The organism is Patiriisocius hiemis, assembly GCF_031846325.1.
Taxonomy (GTDB): domain Bacteria; phylum Bacteroidota; class Bacteroidia; order Flavobacteriales; family Flavobacteriaceae; genus Patiriisocius_A; species Patiriisocius_A hiemis.
Genome location: NZ_JAVRHZ010000005.1, coordinates 118,778 through 139,705 on the forward strand (window position 1 = coordinate 118,778; position 20,928 = coordinate 139,705).

The 20,928-nt window shown below is 34.1% G+C and carries 20 protein-coding genes; 10 read left to right on the top strand and 10 right to left on the bottom strand.

Features of this window, described 5'->3' with window-relative positions:
• Positions 1-57: 57 nt before the first annotated feature.
• The 6 genes from RM538_RS09510 to xrtF all read right to left on the bottom strand — a co-directional run bounded on the left by RM538_RS09510 (position 58) and on the right by xrtF (position 5,095).
• Positions 58-2,292, bottom strand: coding sequence for a TonB-dependent receptor (locus RM538_RS09510; protein WP_311333193.1), 2,235 nt, complete (start codon positions 2,290-2,292; stop codon positions 58-60).
• Positions 2,289-3,002: a heavy-metal-associated domain-containing protein gene (locus RM538_RS09515; RefSeq protein ID WP_311333194.1), complete on the bottom strand. Its 714-nt coding sequence runs from the start codon at positions 3,000-3,002 to the stop codon at positions 2,289-2,291. The genes RM538_RS09510 and RM538_RS09515 overlap by 4 nt, the downstream gene beginning before the upstream one ends.
• An 83-nt stretch (positions 3,003-3,085) precedes the next feature.
• A complete protein-coding gene (locus RM538_RS09520; protein WP_311333195.1) occupies positions 3,086-3,493 on the bottom strand; it encodes an HYC_CC_PP family protein in 408 nt (135 codons plus the stop codon).
• Between the two features lie 51 nt (positions 3,494-3,544).
• The gene (locus RM538_RS09525) at positions 3,545-4,087 is read right to left on the bottom strand and encodes a DUF3347 domain-containing protein (protein ID WP_311333196.1); all 543 of its coding nucleotides are present in this window, start codon (positions 4,085-4,087) and stop codon (positions 3,545-3,547) included.
• Positions 4,088-4,128: 41 nt separating this feature from the next.
• Positions 4,129-4,554, bottom strand: a complete 426-nt coding sequence (locus RM538_RS09530; protein WP_311333197.1) for an exosortase F system-associated membrane protein — start codon at positions 4,552-4,554, stop codon at positions 4,129-4,131.
• Positions 4,547-5,095, bottom strand: coding sequence for an exosortase family protein XrtF (gene xrtF, locus RM538_RS09535; RefSeq protein WP_311333198.1), 549 nt, complete (start codon positions 5,093-5,095; stop codon positions 4,547-4,549). Before xrtF ends, RM538_RS09530 begins: the two co-directional genes overlap by 8 nt.
• A 91-nt stretch (positions 5,096-5,186) precedes the next feature.
• Here xrtF and RM538_RS09540 point away from each other — a divergent pair, with 91 nt between their 5' ends.
• Positions 5,187-5,642 (top strand): GAF domain-containing protein, encoded by a 456-nt coding sequence (locus tag RM538_RS09540; protein WP_311333199.1) that lies wholly within the window; start codon positions 5,187-5,189, stop codon positions 5,640-5,642.
• Between the two features lie 70 nt (positions 5,643-5,712).
• Here RM538_RS09540 and RM538_RS09545 read toward each other — a convergent pair whose 3' ends face one another.
• Positions 5,713-6,969: an ABC transporter permease gene (locus RM538_RS09545; RefSeq protein WP_311333200.1), complete on the bottom strand. Its 1,257-nt coding sequence runs from the start codon at positions 6,967-6,969 to the stop codon at positions 5,713-5,715.
• Positions 6,970-7,211: 242 nt separating this feature from the next.
• Here RM538_RS09545 and purH point away from each other — a divergent pair, with 242 nt between their 5' ends.
• The 6 genes from purH (at position 7,212) to rodA (ending at position 14,401) form a co-directional block, all read left to right on the top strand.
• Positions 7,212-8,744 (top strand): bifunctional phosphoribosylaminoimidazolecarboxamide formyltransferase/IMP cyclohydrolase, encoded by a 1,533-nt coding sequence (purH, locus tag RM538_RS09550; protein WP_311333201.1) that lies wholly within the window; start codon positions 7,212-7,214, stop codon positions 8,742-8,744.
• Positions 8,745-8,810: 66 nt separating this feature from the next.
• Positions 8,811-9,839 (top strand): rod shape-determining protein, encoded by a 1,029-nt coding sequence (locus tag RM538_RS09555; RefSeq protein ID WP_311333202.1) that lies wholly within the window; start codon positions 8,811-8,813, stop codon positions 9,837-9,839.
• 13 nt (positions 9,840-9,852) lie between these two features.
• Positions 9,853-10,677 (top strand): rod shape-determining protein MreC, encoded by an 825-nt coding sequence (gene mreC / locus RM538_RS09560; protein WP_311333203.1) that lies wholly within the window; start codon positions 9,853-9,855, stop codon positions 10,675-10,677.
• A complete protein-coding gene (locus RM538_RS09565) occupies positions 10,664-11,179 on the top strand; it encodes a rod shape-determining protein MreD (protein WP_311333204.1) in 516 nt (171 codons plus the stop codon). The genes mreC and RM538_RS09565 overlap by 14 nt, the downstream gene beginning before the upstream one ends.
• A 26-nt stretch (positions 11,180-11,205) precedes the next feature.
• Complete coding sequence (gene mrdA / locus RM538_RS09570; protein WP_311333205.1) at positions 11,206-13,143, top strand: penicillin-binding protein 2; 1,938 nt, start codon at positions 11,206-11,208, stop codon at positions 13,141-13,143.
• A gap of 1 nt (position 13,144) precedes the next feature.
• A complete protein-coding gene (gene rodA, locus RM538_RS09575; RefSeq protein WP_311333206.1) occupies positions 13,145-14,401 on the top strand; it encodes a rod shape-determining protein RodA in 1,257 nt (418 codons plus the stop codon).
• Between the two features lie 26 nt (positions 14,402-14,427).
• Here rodA and RM538_RS09580 read toward each other — a convergent pair whose 3' ends face one another.
• Genes RM538_RS09580 through RM538_RS09590 form a run of 3 tightly spaced genes read right to left on the bottom strand, consistent with a single transcriptional unit; the run spans position 14,428 to position 18,536 of the window.
• Entirely contained in the window at positions 14,428-15,246 is an 819-nt protein-coding gene (locus RM538_RS09580) for a DNA/RNA non-specific endonuclease (RefSeq protein ID WP_311333207.1), read from the bottom strand.
• 3 nt (positions 15,247-15,249) lie between these two features.
• Positions 15,250-16,353, bottom strand: coding sequence for an ABC transporter permease (locus RM538_RS09585; protein ID WP_311333208.1), 1,104 nt, complete (start codon positions 16,351-16,353; stop codon positions 15,250-15,252).
• 50 nt (positions 16,354-16,403) lie between these two features.
• On the bottom strand, positions 16,404-18,536 hold the full coding sequence (locus RM538_RS09590; protein WP_311333209.1) for a carboxy terminal-processing peptidase: 2,133 nt from the start codon (positions 18,534-18,536) through the stop codon (positions 16,404-16,406).
• 209 nt (positions 18,537-18,745) lie between these two features.
• On the opposite strand from RM538_RS09590, the gene surE reads away from it, so the two are divergent.
• Genes surE through lpxB form a run of 3 tightly spaced genes read left to right on the top strand, consistent with a single transcriptional unit; the run spans position 18,746 to position 20,925 of the window.
• The gene (gene surE, locus RM538_RS09595; RefSeq protein WP_311333210.1) at positions 18,746-19,522 is read left to right on the top strand and encodes a 5'/3'-nucleotidase SurE; all 777 of its coding nucleotides are present in this window, start codon (positions 18,746-18,748) and stop codon (positions 19,520-19,522) included.
• Position 19,523: 1 nt separating this feature from the next.
• The gene (locus RM538_RS09600) at positions 19,524-19,811 is read left to right on the top strand and encodes a hypothetical protein (RefSeq protein ID WP_311333211.1); all 288 of its coding nucleotides are present in this window, start codon (positions 19,524-19,526) and stop codon (positions 19,809-19,811) included.
• Position 19,812: 1 nt separating this feature from the next.
• A complete protein-coding gene (lpxB, locus tag RM538_RS09605) occupies positions 19,813-20,925 on the top strand; it encodes a lipid-A-disaccharide synthase (RefSeq protein ID WP_311333212.1) in 1,113 nt (370 codons plus the stop codon).
• The last annotated feature ends 3 nt before the right edge of the window (positions 20,926-20,928 follow it).

Genomic DNA, 20,928 nt, shown 5'->3' on the forward strand with positions numbered 1-20,928 from the left:
CTGGTTGAGCATACTAAAGGATTATACACCTTAAGTATGCTCGATTTGACTGTATTATTAATTTAATTTATATCGTAATCCCATATAATAGTTACTACCAAATATTGGTCCGTATACAAAAGTACTATCAAAATTTGAACCAAATGGGTTTTCTGCATCAAGTATAGGGTTTTCTTGCCTAACATTGGTAAAGTTTTCTGCCCCCGCATATACTTCAAAAGCAGAACTAAAAACTTTTGTTACTTGTGTAGTAAGGGTTCCAAATGAAGGTGAAAACTCAGAAAGCCTAAATGCCTCTGGGTTAGTTTCAGTAGAGGCAAAACGCTGCTCTCCTAACCAATTATATGTTAAATCAAACTTCCATTGTGATCCTTTTGTTTCATTTAAGTTTGTCTCATAGGCTATATTAGCAAATACTCTATGGTTTGGTGTTAATGGTTTTTGAAGCCTTCCGCTAGCATAATCGGTTTGTACATCGTAATACTTATAAGCTGTTCTAACATCAAGATTTTTTAGTAATTCATAATTGAGCTCTACTTGAAAGCTATTTGCAAAGCTTTCTCCGTCGAGATTATAAAACCTTATTTGGTTTGGGTCTTCATAATCTACCACTACTTGGTTTTCAAAATCGGTTCTATAAAAATCTAAAGCGATATCTCCTTTTCTCTCGAACAATTTGAAACCTTGCAAGAATGACACTCCATAGTTCCAGGCTATTTCAGGGTTTAGACCGTAAATTTCTCCATCATCTTGAACAAATATGCTACGTGAACTTGAGAAAAAGCCTTGGTTTTCAGCAAAAATATTAGCACTTCTTTTCCCTCTTCCAATAGAGGCACGCAACACTCCTTTTTCCCAAAGTGAATAACGCGCATGCGCTCTAGGTGTAATAAATGTTCCTAATAAATTATGGAAATCAACTCGCAGTCCTGCCGTTAATGTTAGATTAGAAAGATTATCATAACTATACTCATAAAAAGCACCCACAGAACGTTCTGTTCGGGCATAGTTAGTTGTTTCCACTAACTCTTCATAATCATCATAAGTAGCACTTAACCCTGTTTTAAAGGTGTGTCTAGAATCACTTATAATAGAATTAAACAAAGCATTAGCGTACAAACTTTTATGTGATATATCATAACGTCGTAGTCCAAAATAAGATTCTTGTTCATGGCTACTATATGCAACTTGCAGCCCCATACTTTGATATGGAATTTCTGGAAACACATACCCAAATTTTGTTGCAATACTGTATCGCTCTGTATCTATCTCTCCGCCCCAAGCATTAGTGGTAAACTTGTCTAATTCTGGATTAAAATTAGTTTGCCCTATTTGCTTACTATCATTAAGGTAATTAAGGTTTATAAAACTTACAAAGCCTTTTTCAGTATCTGTATATTGCCAACGATTCATAATATTTATTTGCTCTGCCAGAGGAGTATCAAGAAATCCATCTTCGTTTCTATCATTTTTTTCTCCCCTGTAGTTACCATGCAAATACAAGCCTGTTGACCATTTGTCTGAAACCTTGGTGTTAAGATGCGTGTTAAGCTCAAGTCGTCCATTTGCCGCACCATAGGCATTAACAAATACTTTTTTGTCTGTTGTAGGCTTTACAAGTTCGGTATTTATTTGCCCAGCGATACTTTCAAAACCATTTACAACACTTCCCGCTCCTTTAGTTATTTGTATACTCTCTACCCAAGTTCCTGGGATAAAACTAAGTCCATAGGTTTGTGCCGCACCTCGAATGGCTGGGATATTTTCGGTGGTAATTAAAATGTAAGGGTTTGTCAAGCCTAACATTCGTATTTGCTTTGCTCCTGTTGTTGCGTCTGAAAAATTTACATCTATAGAAGGGTTGGTTTCAAAACTTTCAGAGAGGTTACAGCATGCGGCTTTTAATAGCTCTGCACTACTTACATTCATTATATTCTGTGAAGAAATAAATGAAATAGATGTTGCCTCTTTTTCTGTGTTAATAACAACTTCATCCAAGGTGCCTTTAGATTCTAACCTGTGTCTAATGTTTCTTGGACTTGAGACTGTAATGGTATCTGTTTTATACCCTACATAGCTAATTACTAATTTATCGTATTCTGAAGTATAAGGTATAGAAAATAATCCCTTAAAATCTGTTACAGCTCCTACTTGAGAGTCTAACCAAAAAACATTGGCTCCACTTAATGGCACTTCTTTTCCATCTACCACTTCTAGTACAATACCCTCTACTTTTTCTTGAGAAAAAGAGACTAAGGGCAGTAATAGTAATACAATTAATAACTGTCTCATATAGCATAGTTTTTAAGAAGTAAAACAACTGCCATAATAATCATGATGGCATTTTCAATAAAAGTAGCTTCGGTCATTGGTAGATTTAAAGTTGTTCCCAAACAAGCACATTTAATATTATTTTTTGAAAGCAAACTCTTGGTCACACCAATGGTGGTTATTCCTAAAAGTATAATGGTTACTATTAAAAGTATTGAGACCTCAAAACGTATTAAAAACAAAAAGCCTACTATTAGTTCTAAAAAAGGATAAAACATTCCGTAAACGGGTATTTGCTTTGCTAATGGGTCGTACATTGAAAACGAATTTGCAAATCCTTTAAGGTCAAAAAACTTGAATAAACTAAAGAAAAAGAAAAACAAGCCCATAAAGTCGAGCATTGCATTTTCTAGATTCCAAGTATTGAAGTTTATCGCAATAGTTATTGCTACAATAAAGCTAAAAATGATAAAGAGTGGTTGTAATTGCTGAAGTTTTGTTTTCTCGTTTGTATCATTTAAAACTGAAGTTTTCTCAGAAACTTTATACTTCTCTGGTAATGCTTCCCTTAGTATTTCGATGTTAATGTGATCTTGCATGGTAATAGTCGCTTCTTCCGAAGCTAAATCTACCGAAACATTTGTCACACCTTTAATTGTGTTTAATTTTTCTTCTACGGAAGCTTTACACCCATTACAGGTCATTCCGTAAACTTTATATGTATGTGTCATTGAATTTGTATGAATTAATTTGTTCTTATTCTGAATTTATTATACCGCCAATTTGACGATTGCCATCTATTTTCAGAAAAAAATCAAATTAAAAAAGTCTCATACAATATGGGGAGGTCTTCTATGATGGGGGGTGGACTATAGTCCTTATAACAATCCTCTTGTTGTGTAGTATCAATTTGCTTCTGCAACACAAATACTTCTACAAATGTTGCTAGAAATTGAACATTAAAATCTATATCGAATGAAGCCTTAGCAAATGCATCATCAGTAGAAATAGCTATGTAGTTATTATCACAACAGCTATGCTCTTCTTTTTTATCATCTTCACAGCCATCAGCTTCCACGACCATTCCACAAGAAAGGTATTTCTCGCCAATGGTAATCTCTTCTAGCATTTTATAACTTCCACAATAATGCTGTGCATAGGTAAGCCCACTAGTGCTTCCTAGTAGCAAAAATGCAAGTAGTATGGAAATTATTCTTTTCATTATTGCAAAATTATCTAATAATCACTTTAAAGCTACTAATAATTTGTTAAACTACTCTATTTTAGCGTCAATACGGCCACAACGATACATTTTATCACCAAAATAAGGATTGGCAATTTTATCACTTTCACTCAACCAGTAGCCACCATTGTTATTGAATGCCATCGGGCAATATTGCTTAAAATAGTTTCCAGAAGTAATAGTCCCATTATTAAGCATTTTTTCAACCTCAGCAGTTACTACCACAAAGGAAGCTCTTTGTTCTTCAACATTATCACTTTCTACAATATTTTGTGCTGCTTTAAGTGCTACATCTTCAACACCAATATTGGCAAATGCTGTCATTAAGTTAGATGCATTTGCAGAGGTTTTTGCAGCATCTGTATTTATTAGTGCATTTTTTACAGCTACATATTCTTTAAAAACGGTGTTTAATTTTTCATCTTCAAAGGTAACAGCAATATCTTCGCCTTCATGATTAAATGTTTCCTTACTAGTTTCAACCGTTACAACTTCCGTCTCCTTTTTTTCGTTTTTACATCCTACAAATACAAGGGTTAAAATTGCTGTAATTACTAAGTGGTTTGCTTTCATCTTTTCTGAAATTTTAAAGTACAAAGATACCCATTTTGTTGTTATTTTTCTTTCTGAAAATAAAATGCTGGTAATAAAATAAGTAAAAATAGTGGTTGAATTAAAAAGCGTCTCACATAAAAAAGCAGCATATTATTTCCCGCTTCTGAAGTGCCTAACAAATACCAAAAAAACAATAATAGGATCACAAAGGAAACGCCATATAAAAATGCTGAAACTTTGAGAGTACCAACCTTCCTAAAGGCCACCCAAAGAATTAAAAGCGATATTCCGGTATTTAACATAAATCGAAATGCTACATTGGTTAACAGTCTAAAAGTATTTACTTCTGGCAGTCCCTGCGTACTGTGGTCTGTTTTAAAAAAAGCTATTAATGGATCATAAAATAGTATACTCTCAAACATACGTATGCAAGCCAGTACTCCAAAAAGGACCAAAATGAGAAGTATTTTTAATGCTTTACTCATCTCGTGCTTCTTTTTTAAGCGTTCTAACCCATACCATCCAAAGCAAAAAGACCATCCCGTAGATTAATGCAGGAAAGATAACTCCATGTAAGATTTCTTCATGTTGTGGATATTCATATAACGAAATTGCTAAGATTACAATCCGTAAAATATTAATGCTATAAATAAGTGTCACTCCTGCAAGCAGAAAGAAGAATGTTTTTCTAAATCCTTCAGCAAAAGCAATTATAAAAGCGATAAATAGAATAATAATACTAATAGCATTACAGCCTTCTACAATCTTAGCCAAGTATTTATCATTGACTGTTAAGCGCATGGTAGGCTCAATTTTGTTGGGACTCACTTGGGCGTCGTATCCAAAATTTGAAATTAAATTGCTACTCTGCTTTGCAACAAGGTTGGTTATAAAGTCTGGTTTATAAGCAGCGTCTTTAGATACATCTAAATACAATCCATACAGCAAGCTTAGCAAGATATAAACTCCAAGAAAGAGCAATACAAAGCGAATAACTGGTTTATATTTTTTAAGTAAAGAAGTCAAATAAAGAGCGGCATAGTTTTAACAAAAATAAAGGATTTTAAATCCATCGCATATTCTCATTTTGAAATACTTTTGTCAAAAAAAATAATTCATGTCTTTACAGAGTCTAAAACCAAAAATAACTAACATCCTTTCTTCAACTACTATTGATACTGAAGATAAGATGACACAGGTTTGTGAAGTGCTACAAAACAGCATTTCTTATTATGATTGGGTGGGTTTTTATTTTGCAAATGAAACTGAAAAAACACTACACTTAAAGGCATTTGCGGGGGAACCTACAGACCATACCGTTATCCCATTTGGAAAAGGTATTTGTGGGCAAGTAGCTGTAAGCAACCAGAATTTTGTAGTAGAAGATGTAAAAGCGCAAGACAACTATATCGCTTGTAGTATTTACGTAAAGGCCGAAATTGTTATTCCACTTTTTAAAGATGGTAAAAACATCGGGCAAATAGATATTGACTCACATACCATTGACCCATTTACTAAAGAAGATGAAACATTTTTAGAATGGGTAAACAAGCAAGTTGCAGAGATTCTATAACAAGTATAAATTTCAAAAAACAAAATTCTAAACTCCAAATATTTTCTTTTTAAGATTTGCATTTTGATGCTTACATCCCTGTCCTAATAGCCTCTACAGGGTCTAATTTTGAAGCAGAAATAGCTGGCAATATTCCTGAAATAAGTCCAATAACTGCGGAGATTGCAGTACCAATAAACATGTTTTTAAGAGACAGAACAAACTCGAAGTCTCCAGTAAATTGAGATGCTAATAAAGAAACAAAGAAAACTAGAACAAGACCAATTAATCCTCCAATTACTGCTAGGATAACAGCTTCAAATAAAAACTGAAGCAAGATAAACTTGTTTTTTGCTCCTAAAGATTTCTGAATACCAATAAGGTTAGTACGTTCTTTTACACTAACAAACATAATATTAGCAATACCAAAGCCCCCAACTAGCAATGAAAACCCACTAATAACTAAACCAATAATATTCATCTGTCCAGTTATATCATCTATAAAATCTGCAAATCCTTGTAATTGATTTACAAAAAAGGTGTCTACCTCATCTGGTTTAAGCCCTCTTGACAACCTAAGTTTTTGTTTTAGTAACGCAATAAATTCTGCATTATCTACATCTTTCTCTGGCTTTACAATAATTTGAGGAAAGGTAGAGCGGTTATTATCTCCATAGATTTTTCGCACAACATTAACAGGGAGCAGCATTGCTTCATCTTTAGAGTTGCCAAACAAGCCAGAGCCTTCTTTTTTAAGGACACCAATTACAGTAAATTTTTGTCCGTAAATTCTAGCTTTTTTTCCAATAGCTGCTTGAGCAGAACCAAATAGTGTTTGTGCAATTTGATCTCCAATTACTAATACATTAGAGCCACTAATAGATTCAGACTCGTTAAAGAAACGACCTTCGGCAATTTGTAAAGCTTCAATGTCATAATACTCATGTGTAATAGCTCCAATTTCGGCATTAGAAATTGTCTTATCTTCGTATTTAATTGTTTCTGAAGGAACATTAAGTGCAAAAGAAGCTGCCTCAACATTAGGAACATTTCTTTTAATGTACTGATACTCGTCATAGGTTACATCTGGAAACTGTTGCCATTTCCAACGAGGTATCTCTGTAGGGCCAAAAGAAAAACGCATTACTATAATTGTACTATTATCTAGCGAGCTTATACTTCCTTCAATCTCTTTTTTAAGTGAGTCTACAGCTGCTAAAACTGCAATAATAGAGAAGATACCAATAGTTACACCCACAAGTGACAAAAAGGTGCGTAACTTATTGTTTTTTAAAGCATTAATAGCAAAATTAAAACTTTCTTTTAATACTCTTAGGTAGATTAGCATGCCTTTGGTTTACCTTTTACAGAATGGTTAATTTATAGTTTATAACAGTATTGTTCATAAAGTTATAAAAAGTAAGACGCTTTCTTATATATTCTGTTACAAATTTCTAGCACAAATCCTTATTTTTGCGCCTTAGTAAACTACCTCGGGACAATCCCACGAGATATTTACTAAGTAACTTAATTTTAATTTCGAGGCAAGCCTTTGGATATTATACCCTTTGGCAGCACCAATAATCTACTATGAGCGGCAATAAAAAAGTAACATCTGCATTAATTTCGGTATTTCACAAAGAAGGGTTAGCACCTATCGTTCAAAAATTGGACGAACTAGGGGTTACGATTTATTCTACCGGAGGCACTCAAAAATTTATTAATGACCTTGGAATTAAGGTAATCCCAGTCGAGGATGTAACAGACTACCCCTCTATTTTAGGGGGACGTGTAAAAACATTACACCCTAAGGTTTTTGGCGGTATCTTAAACCGACAAGACAACGATAGTGATGTAAAGGAAATGGGACAGTTTAATATCCCACAGCTAGATTTAGTGATTGTAGATTTATATCCTTTTGAAAAAACAGTAGCGTCTGGTGCTAGCGAGCAAGATATTATTGAAAAAATTGACATTGGTGGTATCTCCTTAATTAGAGCTGCAGCTAAGAACTTCAAAGACACGGTTTGTGTATCATCGGTAGATGATTATGGAGATTTACTTACGTTACTTTCAGATAAAGATGGAGAAACATCATTAGCAGACAGAAAACAATTTGCTGCTAGATCTTTTAATGTTTCATCGCATTATGATACCGCAATCTTTAACTACTTTAATGTAGACCATGAGATTGCTTCTTTAAAGATTAGCGAAACCAATGGTAAAGTGTTGCGATATGGTGAAAACCCACACCAAAGAGGATTCTTTTTTGGAGATTTTGATGCAATGTTTAATAAACTTCATGGAAAAGAGCTAAGCTATAACAATTTACTGGACGTAGATGCTGCCGTAAATTTGATGAATGAATTTAAGGGAGAAGCACCAACCTTTGCTATTTTAAAACACAACAATGCCTGCGGAATTGCACAGCGTGACACAATACTTGCTGCTTATAAAGATGCATTGGCTGGCGATCCTGTTTCGGCTTTTGGTGGAATCTTAATTAGTAATACTGAAATTGATGAAGCTACTGCCAATGAAATTCACACACTATTTTGCGAGGTAGTGATTGCCCCATCTTTTTCAGAAAAAGCAATTGAAATTTTAAAAGGAAAGAAAAACCGAATCTTACTTGTACAGAAAGAAACGAAACTTCCAGAAATGACAGTAAGAACTTGCTTAAATGGTGTTTTAGTTCAAGATAAAGATCATAAAACAGACGCTGAACAAGATTTAACAAACGCTACTAACAATAAACCTAGTGCAAAAGAGTTAGAAGATTTAATGTTTGCTTCAAAAATATGTAAGCATACCAAGTCTAATACTATTGTACTAGCAAAAAACAAGCAATTATGTGCAAGTGGTACAGGACAAACATCAAGAGTTGATGCATTAAGGCAAGCAATAGATAAAGCAAATGGCTTTAATTTTAATCTTGACGGAGCAGTAATGGCAAGTGATGCGTTTTTTCCCTTTCCTGACTGTGTAGAAATTGCAGATAAAGCAGGGATAAAAGCTGTAATACAACCCGGAGGCTCTATAAAAGACCAGTTAAGCGTAGATTATTGCAATGCTAACGAAATAGCAATGGTATTTACAGGCACACGGCATTTTAAGCATTAAAATTTAGTACCTTTGCGAAAGTGCTGATGCACAACACGTTTAATCATAATATTACCAAGATACCGTATGGGATTTTTTGATTTCTTAACCGAAGAAATAGCCATAGATTTAGGGACTGCAAATACACTTATTATTCACAATGATAAAGTAGTTGTAGATGCACCTTCCATTGTTGCCAGAGATAGAACTACTGGAAAAATTATTGCTGTAGGTCGCGAAGCCGCGATGATGCAAGGAAAAACACATGAAAATATTAAGACAATTAGACCTCTTAAAGATGGTGTAATTGCAGATTTTGCTGCTAGTGAGAACATGATTAACATGTTTATAAAAGACATTCCAGCTTTAAAGAAGAAATGGATTGCCCCTTCCCTACGAATGGTAATTTGTATTCCTAGCGGTATTACAGAAGTTGAGATGCGTGCGGTTAAAGAAAGTGCAGAGCGTGTAAACGGAAAAGAAGTATACCTCATCCATGAGCCAATGGCAGCGGCAATAGGTATTGGAGTAGATATCATGCAACCTAAAGGAAATATGGTTGTAGATATAGGTGGTGGTACTACTGAAATTGCCGTGATAGCATTAGGTGGGATTGTATGTGACAAATCGGTTAAGATTGCTGGAGATGTCTTTACAAACGATATTATTTACTACATGCGTACCCAACATAATTTATATGTAGGTGAGCGTACTGCCGAAAAAATAAAAATACAGATTGGAGCTGCTACTGAAGATCTAGAACTACCTCCAGAAGAAATGGCTGTACAAGGTAGAGATTTATTAACTGGAAAACCTAAGCAAGTACAGACTTCTTATAGAGAAATTGCAAAAGCACTAGATAAATCTATTTTAAGAATAGAAGATGCTGTTATGGAAACTTTATCACAAACACCTCCAGAACTTGCGGCAGATATTTATAATACTGGAATTTACTTAGCAGGTGGGGGTTCTATGCTACGAGGTCTAGACAAGCGTTTATCACAAAAAACAGACCTTCCAGTTTATATAGCAGAAGACCCACTTCGTGCTGTAGTACGTGGTACTGGAATTACACTAAAGAATATTAACAAATACAAAAGTGTATTGATTAAATAGAGGAGCTTAAAACGTGCGACAGATTATATTTTTCTTCATAAAAAACAAGAACTTTCTGTTGTTTGCGCTTCTGTTTACAATTTCAATAGTACTTACAGTACAATCCCATTCGTATCACAAAAGTAAATTTGTAAGTTCTTCAAACTTTATAAGTGGAGGTTTATATAGCTTTAAAACTTCCGTTACAGAATATTTCAACTTAAAAGAGAACAACGCTATTCTAATAGAAGAAAACACTCGTTTACGAAAAGAAATAAACCAACTAAGAGACGTCTCATCTTCCTCAGAAAAGGATAATAATTCAAGTAATTTTCAATTTGAGTATGTAAACGCATCTGTAATAAATAATAATTACAGTAAAACTAAAAATGAAATTACTATAAAAAAACAGCCCAACACTACAGTAAAAGTAGACCAAGGAGTGATAACTTCAAAAGGAGTAATTGGCATTATTAACGATGTTTCAAAAAATTATGCTACTGTACAGTCTATTTTAAATACTAAGAGTGAAATAAATGCAAAACTTAAAAACTCTGGACATTTTGGCTCCTTAAAATGGGACACCAAAAATCCTAATATTGTTCAGTTAGAGGAGATACCTCGCATTGCTAAAATTGCAATTGGAGACACTATAGTAACTAGTGGTAAGTCCACTATTTTTCCAGAAAATATATTAATTGGCTCTGTTAAAGATTTCACTTTAACTGACCAAGACAGCTATCTAATTTCAGTAGATCTGTTTAATGATATGACTAGTTTAAAGCATGTGTATATTGTAACAAATAAAGATGCTGAAGTAATTAAAGCACTAGAAAGCCATAGCGATGTTTCAGAATAACTTTGTAGTAACAAATACATTTCGTTTTATAGTTTTTGTAGTACTTCAAGTACTCATCTTAAACCATATAAATTTTTTAGGGTATATAAACCCATATATCTACATTATTTTTATTTTACTATTCCCTTTTGCAGGCAATAAAAGTTTACTTCTTTTTTTAAGTTTTTTACTCGGACTCACAATAGATATGTTTTGCGACTCTGGTGGTATTCATGCTGCAGCTTCTGTAACTATTGCTTTTTTACGCCCTCTAGCACTTAGATTTTCGTTTGGAGTAAGCTATGAGCACAACAATATAAAACTCTATAAAACTCCCTTAAATGAGCGATTACGGTACATTACGTTGTTAGTATTAATACATCATTTTATTTTATTTTCTTTAGAAATTTTTAGCATTCAAAATATAATCTTAATCCTAAAATCTACGTTATTTTCAAGTATATTTAGTATACTATTAATTACATGTATTTTAATGCTTTTTGGACGAAGTGATTCTAAATAAATAATCGCTTTAGTTGAGTATCACTAATGAGAAAATTTTTACTACTTATTTTAGTTTTAGTAACCGGTTGTGTTTTTGCTGGAAGGCTTTTCTATTTACAAATTCTGGATGATTCTTTCGAAAAGCTTTCAGAAAACAATGCCATTAAAGTTGAGTATGATTATCCACAACGGGGTCATATTTTTGACAGAAATGGAAAATTATTGGTTTCTAATCAGCCTTCTTATGATGTCATGGTTATTCCTAGAGAAGTAAAAGAACTCGATACCTTAGAGTTTTGTTCTCTTTTAAAAATAACAAAAGAGCAATTTGAAACGAAACTAGAAAAAGCAAAAATATGGTCTCCTAGACTCCCTTCGGTTTTATTACCTCAGCTCACAAAAGAAGAATATGCTTATCTGTCTGAAAAAATGTATAAGTACACGGGGTTTTATATCCAGAAGAGAACCTTAAGAGATTATCAAGTAAGTCATTCGGCAAATGTACTGGGATACATACGCGAAGTAGATGAGCGTATTATTAAAAAGAACCCAGAGTACCAAATGGGAGAGTTAATTGGCGCACAAGGTATTGAACAGCAGTATGAAGATATTTTACGAGGTAGAAAGGGTATTAAGAGGTTTCAAAAAGATAGATTTAATAGAATTTTAGGTCCCTATAAGGAAGGTATTTTTGATACACTTCCTAAACGAGGTAAAGATATTACCTTAACTATTGATGCCGAACTTCAAAAATATGGTGAAGAACTCTTTGTAAACAAAAGAGGCGGAATTGTTGCCATTGACCCAGCAACTGGAGAAATTTTGGCACTTGTTACAGCTCCTTATTACGACCCAAAATTATTAGTTGGTAGAGAGCGCTCAAAAAATTACACCAGATTGTATTACGATAGTATAGCAAAGCCATTATTTGACCGCGGATTACAAGGTGAATACCCTCCTGGCTCTCCATTTAAAGCCTTGACTGCTCTTATTGGTTTACAAGAAGATGTTATAGATATAGATGAAAAAGTTTCTTGTAGAGGTGGCTATTATTACGGTTCTCGTGGCAGAAAAATGGGATGTCACCACCATCGTAGTCCCTTAGCTATGGTAGGAGGAATTGCAAACTCATGCAACGCCTATTTCTGTACGGTGTATAGAAGAGCTATTGAAAAGTACCCTTCTCCTCAAGAAGGTATTAATAATTGGAAAAAACATCTTACAAGTTTTGGCTTAGGAGATTTTATGGGCTATGACTTACCTAGTGGTCGTCCTGGTAAAATACCAAGTGCTAAAACATATAATGCTATATATGGATACCCGGACCGAAAATGGTATGCTACAGCCACTATATCTAATGCTATTGGACAAGGAGAATTAGCATTAACCCCAATGCAAATGGCGAATTTTACTGCAGCAATAGCCAATAGAGGTTGGTATTACAAACCCCATATTATTAAGAATATTGATGGAGTGGATACGATACCTTCTATTTACACCAAAAAAATAAAAACGACTATAGACCCAGAGCATTTTGACCCTGTTATTGATGGTTTGTATGGTGTTTATACTATTCCAGGTGGAACTGGTAATAGTTTGCAAGTACCCGATATTGAAATTTGTGGTAAAACAGGTACAGCAGAAAACTATACTAAAATAGATGGTAAAAGAGCACAACTTACAGATCACTCTACTTTTATAGCATTTGCCCCAAAAGACAATCCAAAGATTGCTATTGCTGTTTTTGTTGAAAACGGATATTGGGGGTCAAGATGGGCCGGAAAAATAGCTAGCTTATTAATTGAAAAACACATAAAGGGAGAAATTACTCGAAAGGATCTTGAAAATTATGTACTTAACGGGAGCCTTGAAAATGAGTATGAAAAACCATTACTTGGCACTCCTTTTCCTATTAACGACGGAAAGCAAATAAGTGCTAAGTTTTTGTTAGAAACCGAACCCTCATCAGAATCAATTAAGTAAAATGGCAGAGTTAAAAAAGTCAGCTCGTTTTGATTGGGTAACTATACTTCTATTTCTAGCTCTTGTATGTATTGGTTGGGTTAATATTTATTCTGCTTCTTTACCAGAAGAAACAACTTCTTTTTTTGATTTTAGTCAAGTGTACACAAAGCAGTTGGTGTTTATAGGGTTAACTTTGCCTCTAATTATTTTTATTCTTGCCATAGAAGATAAATTTTACGAACGCTTTTCCAGTATTATTTACCTCGTAGCCCTATTATCATTATTGTTTTTATTTCCCTTTGGGAAAACAATTTCTGGAGCTACATCTTGGTATGGGTTTGGAAGTTTTAGTTTACAGCCTAGTGAATTTGCAAAAGCTGCAACAGCATTGGCTCTTGCAAAGTATTGTAGTGACATACAGGCTAACATGTCTGAGTTTAAACACCAATTAAGAGCATTTGTAATTATACTAATACCAGCATTACTTATTGTCCCGCAACCTGACCCTGGAAGTGCATTAGTATATGGAGCATTATTATTCCCTTTATATAGAGAGGGGCTCCATTTTTTATATTTGTTAATTGGCTTTTTTGCAGCTGCATTATTTGTGAGTACATTACTTTTTGGGGTGTATTGGATGGCCTTTGGAATTCTGGCAATCGCAATACTTTTATTTTTAAAAAATAGAAAAAAAAGACCTTCTATTTTTAAGTATAGTTTAATTGCTATAGTAGCTATTGGTTTTTCATTTTCTGTAAATTATATTTTTGAAAATGTCTTTGAACAAAGGCATAGAGATAGATTTAATATTGTACTTGGTAAAGAAACAGACACCAAAGGGATTGGCTATAATACCAATCAAAGTGAAATAGCCATTGGAAGTGGTGGATGGACTGGAAAGGGATGGACACAAGGCACACAAACCAAAGGAAATTTTGTGCCAGAACAGCACACCGATTATATTTTTAGTACCGTAGGTGAAGAATGGGGGTTTATAGGGAGTCTTATCGTAGTTGCTCTTTTTATAGGGTTAATTATTAGGGTTTTAGTATTATCCGAGCGTCAGAAAAATCAATTTTCCAGAGTATATGGTTATAGCGTTGCAGCTATTTTGTTTCTACATGTTTTTGTAAATATTGGAATGGTAACTGGATTACTCCCTACTGTTGGTATCCCCTTACCCTTTTTTAGTTATGGAGGCTCTGGCTTATGGGGTTTTACCATATTACTATTTATTTTTGTAAGGCTCGATGCTTCTAATTATTATTATACCTAGACGAAGATGAAGATAAATAAGCCTTTTTACTTATTTCTCCCCCAATCCTTTAAATTATAGCTAGCTTCTAATTCTCTTTCTGTTTCATTATTCATTTCAGAAAAGAAGTCTATTCCTGTACGTTTTTCTACTTCATCAATTGTGGTTACGTAATCATAAAAAGAATGGGTTGTTTCTTTATTTGGGATTATGAATGCAAGTGCTTTGGGTTTCTTTTGAGAATTATCTACAATTATCTTATAAAAGGCATCTGGCACACTTACTCTTTCTATCCCAATTGTGGGAAGTCCTTGTCGTAAAATTGGCCCTGTTACTACATACACGCCATTATATTTTTTAGCCCAATAACGAGCTTGTTGTTCTAGCTTATTCCATACTCCTGCGTTAAAATCATTGTTTTGAGGACTTATATTACTAGTCAAAAAAGTTTCATGATACGCCTCTTTAGAGAAACGTCTATCTCCCGCTGGACATAAATGACCTCTATCATATCCAGAGTTTTTATAACTACGCCAATCTGCAGATTTTGTTTTTACGCTTCTATCTTCAACAAAATAAGGTCTTTTAAAATCGTTTGAAGATAAATGTGATTTTAGTAAGGGATATGCTACCCACTCAGCTTGTTCATGTTCTTCATCATAAGAAAGTGTAAAGTATCTGTGTTTTACAATGGTTCCTGTTGTTGAGGTTGGCAGCCAGTCACCAGCAAACTCCTCAGAACTTGTCTTCATTCTTTCATTAGACGTGTCTGGATAGGCTTCAGTTTCCCTATTTACATATTGCTCTGCATAATACAGACCTACAATCACAACTATAGTAAAAATGGGATATATGTATTTTCTCATAATTTACGATTTCACATCTAACGCATCTCGCAATGCATTTCCAATTAACATAAATGCAGTTACTAAACTCATAATTGCCAACCCAGGAATAATAGCTAGATAGGGTTTTCCAAGAATTATATAAGCGTAGTGATCTTTTATAATACCCCCCCAGCTTGGCATAGGTGGTTGTGCTCCAATACCTAAAAAGCTCAATCCGCTTTCAATTAAAATAGCACTTGCGAAGTTAGCAGCACTAATAATAATAACAGGTGCCATTATATTTGGAAGTATATGTTTTGTAATAATCCTAAAATCTTTAAATCCTAAAGCTCGTGCTGCAGTTACATATTGCATTTGTTTTACGCCCATAACTTGTCCTCTAACTATTCTAGCAACTTCCACCCACATAGTAAGTCCTACTGCAATAAAAACTTGCCAAAAACCTTTTCCAAGTGCAAGTGTGATTGCAATTACAAGTAATAATGTTGGGATAGACCACGTCACATTAATTATCCACATAATGATGGAGTCTACCTTACCTCCATAGTAGCCAGCCAAGGCTCCCATTGCGATCCCTATAAGCAGGGAAATTAATACGGCTACAAAACCTATGGCAAGTGAAATACGGATTCCTATAAGCATTCTACTTAGCAAATCACGTCCATATTTATCTGTACCTAATAGAAATTTTTTATCTGAAAGATAGTGCTGCGGAATTTCTTCTACTGTATTTGCCTTTGGGAAATTAGAAAGCTTGTATTCTTTTTCGAGTCCTAATGTATCATCTGGGGTGTATTCCTTTATACTTATTCCGTTATCTAAAAGTGTATAGCTCGAAATAGGAACTTCAGAGGCAGTTGTTGGTTTTCCGAAGAAAAAAGTAATAATACCCTCTTCTTCGTTTACAGTTGAAGGAATTGTAAGAATTTGGGTTGTAAAACCAGGTGATTTTGAATGGATAGACAAGTGCATCTGGTTTGCATTTCTAGAATTATCTGGAGCAATCGCATAAGCAAAAATAGCTACAAGTACACAGAGCGTTAAAAAAACTAAACTAAAAACGCCCCAAAAGTTTTTTTTAAACTTTTGGAGCGCAATTTTAGTTAATGAGGTTGCTTTTTTCACATGTTAAAAATACATAAAACTAAGCATACCTTATGACTGAAATAGGAGAGTTAATTTTTAATATCTGCTACTTTCCCAGTTCTTATATTATTAAGTTTTAAGTCCTGTAGTACATTAATAGCTTCTTCAACATAAACATCTTTTGCTAAATTTTTATGCCATCTTTTACGTTTTTCTCGAAGCGTTGTGTCTTGTCGCATCATTTCGATTTCATTTGGTAAAGAACGGAAGTCCATCTTGTTGTCATATTTGCTAATCGCCTCAAACTTTTCAGACTCTTTTTTACGTTTTTCAATTTCAGCTTTATATCCTTCAAAATTTAAGTCTACTTCAAGGTCATCTCTACGTGACTTAATATATCTAGCATTTTCTTCAATTAATGCTAATTGCTCACTTTTTGCAATACGTTCTCTACTTTTTTCAATAGTTTCTTCGAAATCTGTATAGCCATCCCATACTTTGTAATTAGCAGGTGCAATTTTATCATACGGTAAAGGATTATCATAATCACGCTCACCTACGTCGATAAAACTGTAACGGTCTGGCATTACCACATCACTTTTAACACCTTCTAATTGTGTTGAGCCACCGTTAATACGATAAAACTTTTGTGTTGTTAGTTTTAAAGCACCCATATCGCCCATATTATTTTGACGCATCCATTGGTTAAGGTCTACTAAGTTTTGTACGGTACCTTTTCCATAGGTTTGCTTACTACCAATTATAATAGCACGCTTATAGTCTTGCATTGCAGCAGCTAAAATCTCTGATGCAGAAGCAGAAAGCTCATTTACTAAGATTACAAGAGGGCCATCCCAAACAACATCATTATTAGTATCTTTAAGTACCTCACTTTTATTTCCTGTTGTGGCAACTTGTACCATTGGTCCGTTTTTAACAAAAAGACCTCCTAAATCTATAGCTGCTTTTAAAGACCCACCTCCATTATCTCTTAGGTCTAGCACTAGCCCTTCCATTCCTTCTTCCTTTAAACGCTCAATTTCTTTACGGATGTCACTTGCTGCATTTCTTTCTTTATAGTTATCCATATCAAAATAGAACTGTGGGAGATTAATTAATCCAAAGTTCTTGCCTTCTTTTCCAATTACAGCAGACTTAGCATAGGTTTCCTCTAGTTCAACGACATCGCGAGTAATGGTTTCGTCTTCTATAGACCCATCTACTCTTTTTATCGTTAAGGTTACTTTAGTTCCTTTAGGTCCTTTAATAAGCTTAACTGCATCATCTATTCGCATACCAACAACGCTTACGGCTTCTTCCTCGTCTTCTTGCTTTACTTTTAATATCGCATCACCTACTTCTACGTGTTCGCCTCTCCAAGCTGGACCACCACTAATTACTTCGACAATGTTGATGTAATCATTCTTTTTTTGAAGCCTTGCTCCAATTCCTTCTAGTTTTCCTGACATACGTAAATCAAAACGGTCTCTGTCTGGCGGTGCAAAATAGTTGGTATGTGGGTCAAACTCTTCTACTATAGTTGTTAAATATATTGCGAAGTAGTCTTTGCGCTCTAAGTCTTCAGTAAGGTCAAAATACTCTTTTAATGAGTTTCTAATTTGCTCCCTTGCTTTCTCTTCTAGCTCTTTTTCTGATTTCTTTTTGTAGTCACTTTCGGTTTCAGCTTTTGTTTTTTCATCTTCGGTTATGTCATATAATGAAGAAATAGTAGAAAACTTTAATTGCTGTCTCCATCGCTCTTTTAATTCTTTTTTGCTCTTAACGTAATCTATAGCATCATAATCCACATTAATACTTTCGTTTTCAGAAAAATTAAATGGAGTTTCTAATACATTTTGATATAGTACTTTAATTTCTTCTTGTCTTTCTGAAAAACGACTATATACTAGATTAAAAAAAGTAAGTTCTTTGTTTTTAAGCTGGTCGTCAATTTGAGTTTTGTATTGACTAAACTCTTCTATATCTGAAGCTAAAAAGTAACGCTTTAATGGATCTAATGCATCAATAAAATCTGTATAAACCCCTTCAGAAAAAGTATCGTCCATGTCTGCAGGGTTGTAATGCCCCTTTTTAATAACATAGGATATTAAATCTATAAGTGTTTTATCTTTATCGGGGTCGTTAAATTCTTTTGTAGTGAAACTACAAGAGGCTGCTGCTATAAAAACAGCAAGAAATAAAAATTTTAAATTCTTTATCATAATACGCATATCTCTTCTTATTTTTTTTCAGTCTTCTAAATTATATAAAAAACCATGCCAACTGGACTTTTAGGTACTAATTTTTTGTTAAACGACAGGCTTTGAGCAAAATCTAGAATTGCAAAATACAAAATAAGGTAATTTGTTGAGGGTTACTGTACCTATTTCCTAAGTAAATAACTGTATTTTTGTGTAAATGTTACAAATAAATGAGTAAGAAAAAACCATTAATTCTAGTTACTAATGACGACGGAATTACAGCGCCCGGTATTAGAACTTTAATTGAAGTAATGAATACTATTGGAGACGTATGTGTTGTAGCTCCAGATACGCCTCAGAGCGCCATGGGTCATGCAATTACTATTAATGACACATTGTATTGCAATACCGTGAAAGTACATGAAAATGAGCCCCAAAAAGAATATAGCTGTAGTGGAACACCTGTAGATTGTGTAAAACTTGCAGTAAACGAAATTTTAAAACGCAAGCCAGATTTATGCGTAAGTGGTATTAATCACGGTAGCAACTCATCTATTAATGTAATTTATAGCGGTACAATGAGTGCTGCAGTAGAGGCTGGAACTATTGGGATTCCTTCTATAGGATTTTCTTTGTTAGACTATTCTTTAGAAGCAGACTTTACCCCTTGCAAAAAATTTATTAAAAAAATGGCGTTAGAGTGTCTTGAAAAAGGGCTTCCTAAAGGTGTGGTTTTAAATGTTAACTTTCCTAAGCTAAAAGAAAATGAAATCAAGGGCGTTAAAGTTTGCAGGCAGGCAGATGCTCATTGGGTAGAAACATTTGATAAGCGTACTAACCCTCTTGGAAAAGATTATTACTGGCTTACGGGAGAGTTTATAAATGAAGATAAAGGCGAGGATACAGATGAGTGGGCGTTAAAAAATGGATATGTTTCTGTTGTGCCTGTTCAGTTTGATTTAACAGCACATCATGCCATACGTACTATAAATTCTTGGGATTTTTAAAATGAAAAAAGAAATTGGCAAAGGTTTTTTAGTTGGCTTGATCTGCAATGTTGTAGGAATAGTACTTACAGTATTTATTATTTCAACTATAAAAAATACAGGATTTGAAAATACCTTTAGAATGTATCTTGAGTCTAGTAATTTATGGATGATTATAAGCCTTGGAGCGCTTCCTAACTTGGCAGCTTTTTTTGGGTTTTTAAGGATAAATAGAGAGTATAGAGCTCGCGGAGTATTATTAGCTACATTTTTAGCAGCAATAACCACCTATTTAATTTATTTTTTCTGATATGAAATACTACATCATTGCTGGAGAAGCTTCTGGAGATTTGCATGGCGCTAATCTCATTAACAGTTTGCGCAAGCAAGATGACAAGGCTACATTTAGATGCTGGGGAGGTGATTTAATGGAAGAAGCAGGTGGCACACTTGTGAAACATTACAGAGATTTAGCTTTTATGGGCTTTATTGAAGTAGTATTTAACCTCTTTACCATCCTTAAAAATATCTCTTTTTGTAAAAAAGACATTGAAGCTTTTAATCCAGATGTTATAATTTATATTGACTACCCTGGGTTTAATCTTCGTATTGCAAAATGGGCAAGGAAGAAAAAGTATAAAAATCACTATTATATCTCTCCGCAAATTTGGGCTTGGAAAGAAGGACGTATTAAAGACATAAAAAGAGATGTTGACCAACTCTATGTGATACTTCCTTTTGAAAAAGAATTCTATGAAGAAAAGCACAATTTCCCTGTTCATTTTGTAGGTCATCCACTTATTGATGCTATTGCAAATAGACCTCAAGTAAACCCCCTTACATTTAAAAAAGAACACAATCTTGATGATCGTCCTATTATTGCTCTACTTCCAGGAAGTAGGAAGCAGGAAATAAAGAAGATGTTAAGTGTGATGCTATCTATCACTAACGATTTTAAAGAATATCAATTTGTAATTGCAGGCGCACCAAGTCAAGAAGACTCTTTTTACCAGCCCTTTTTACAGAACAAGAACATACGCCTAATTGCAAATAAAACCTATGATTTATTAAGTATTTCTAATGCTGCTTTGGTAACTTCTGGAACAGCCACTTTAGAGACCGCTTTGTTTAAAGTACCACAAGTGGTTTGTTATAAAGGTAGCAGAATCTCTTACGAAATAGCCAAACGAGTAATTAATTTAAAATACATCTCTCTCGTTAATCTTATTCTAGATAAAGAAGTAGTAACCGAATTAATACAAACCGATTTTACAAGCAAAAGACTTAAAGAAGAACTTACCAAAATTCTTGATGACTATAATAGAGCTAGGTTGTTTTTGGACTACTATGAATTAGAGAAAAAACTAGGTGGAAAAGGCGCGAGTGATAAAACAGCGAGATTGATTATTGAAGAAATACAATAGAGA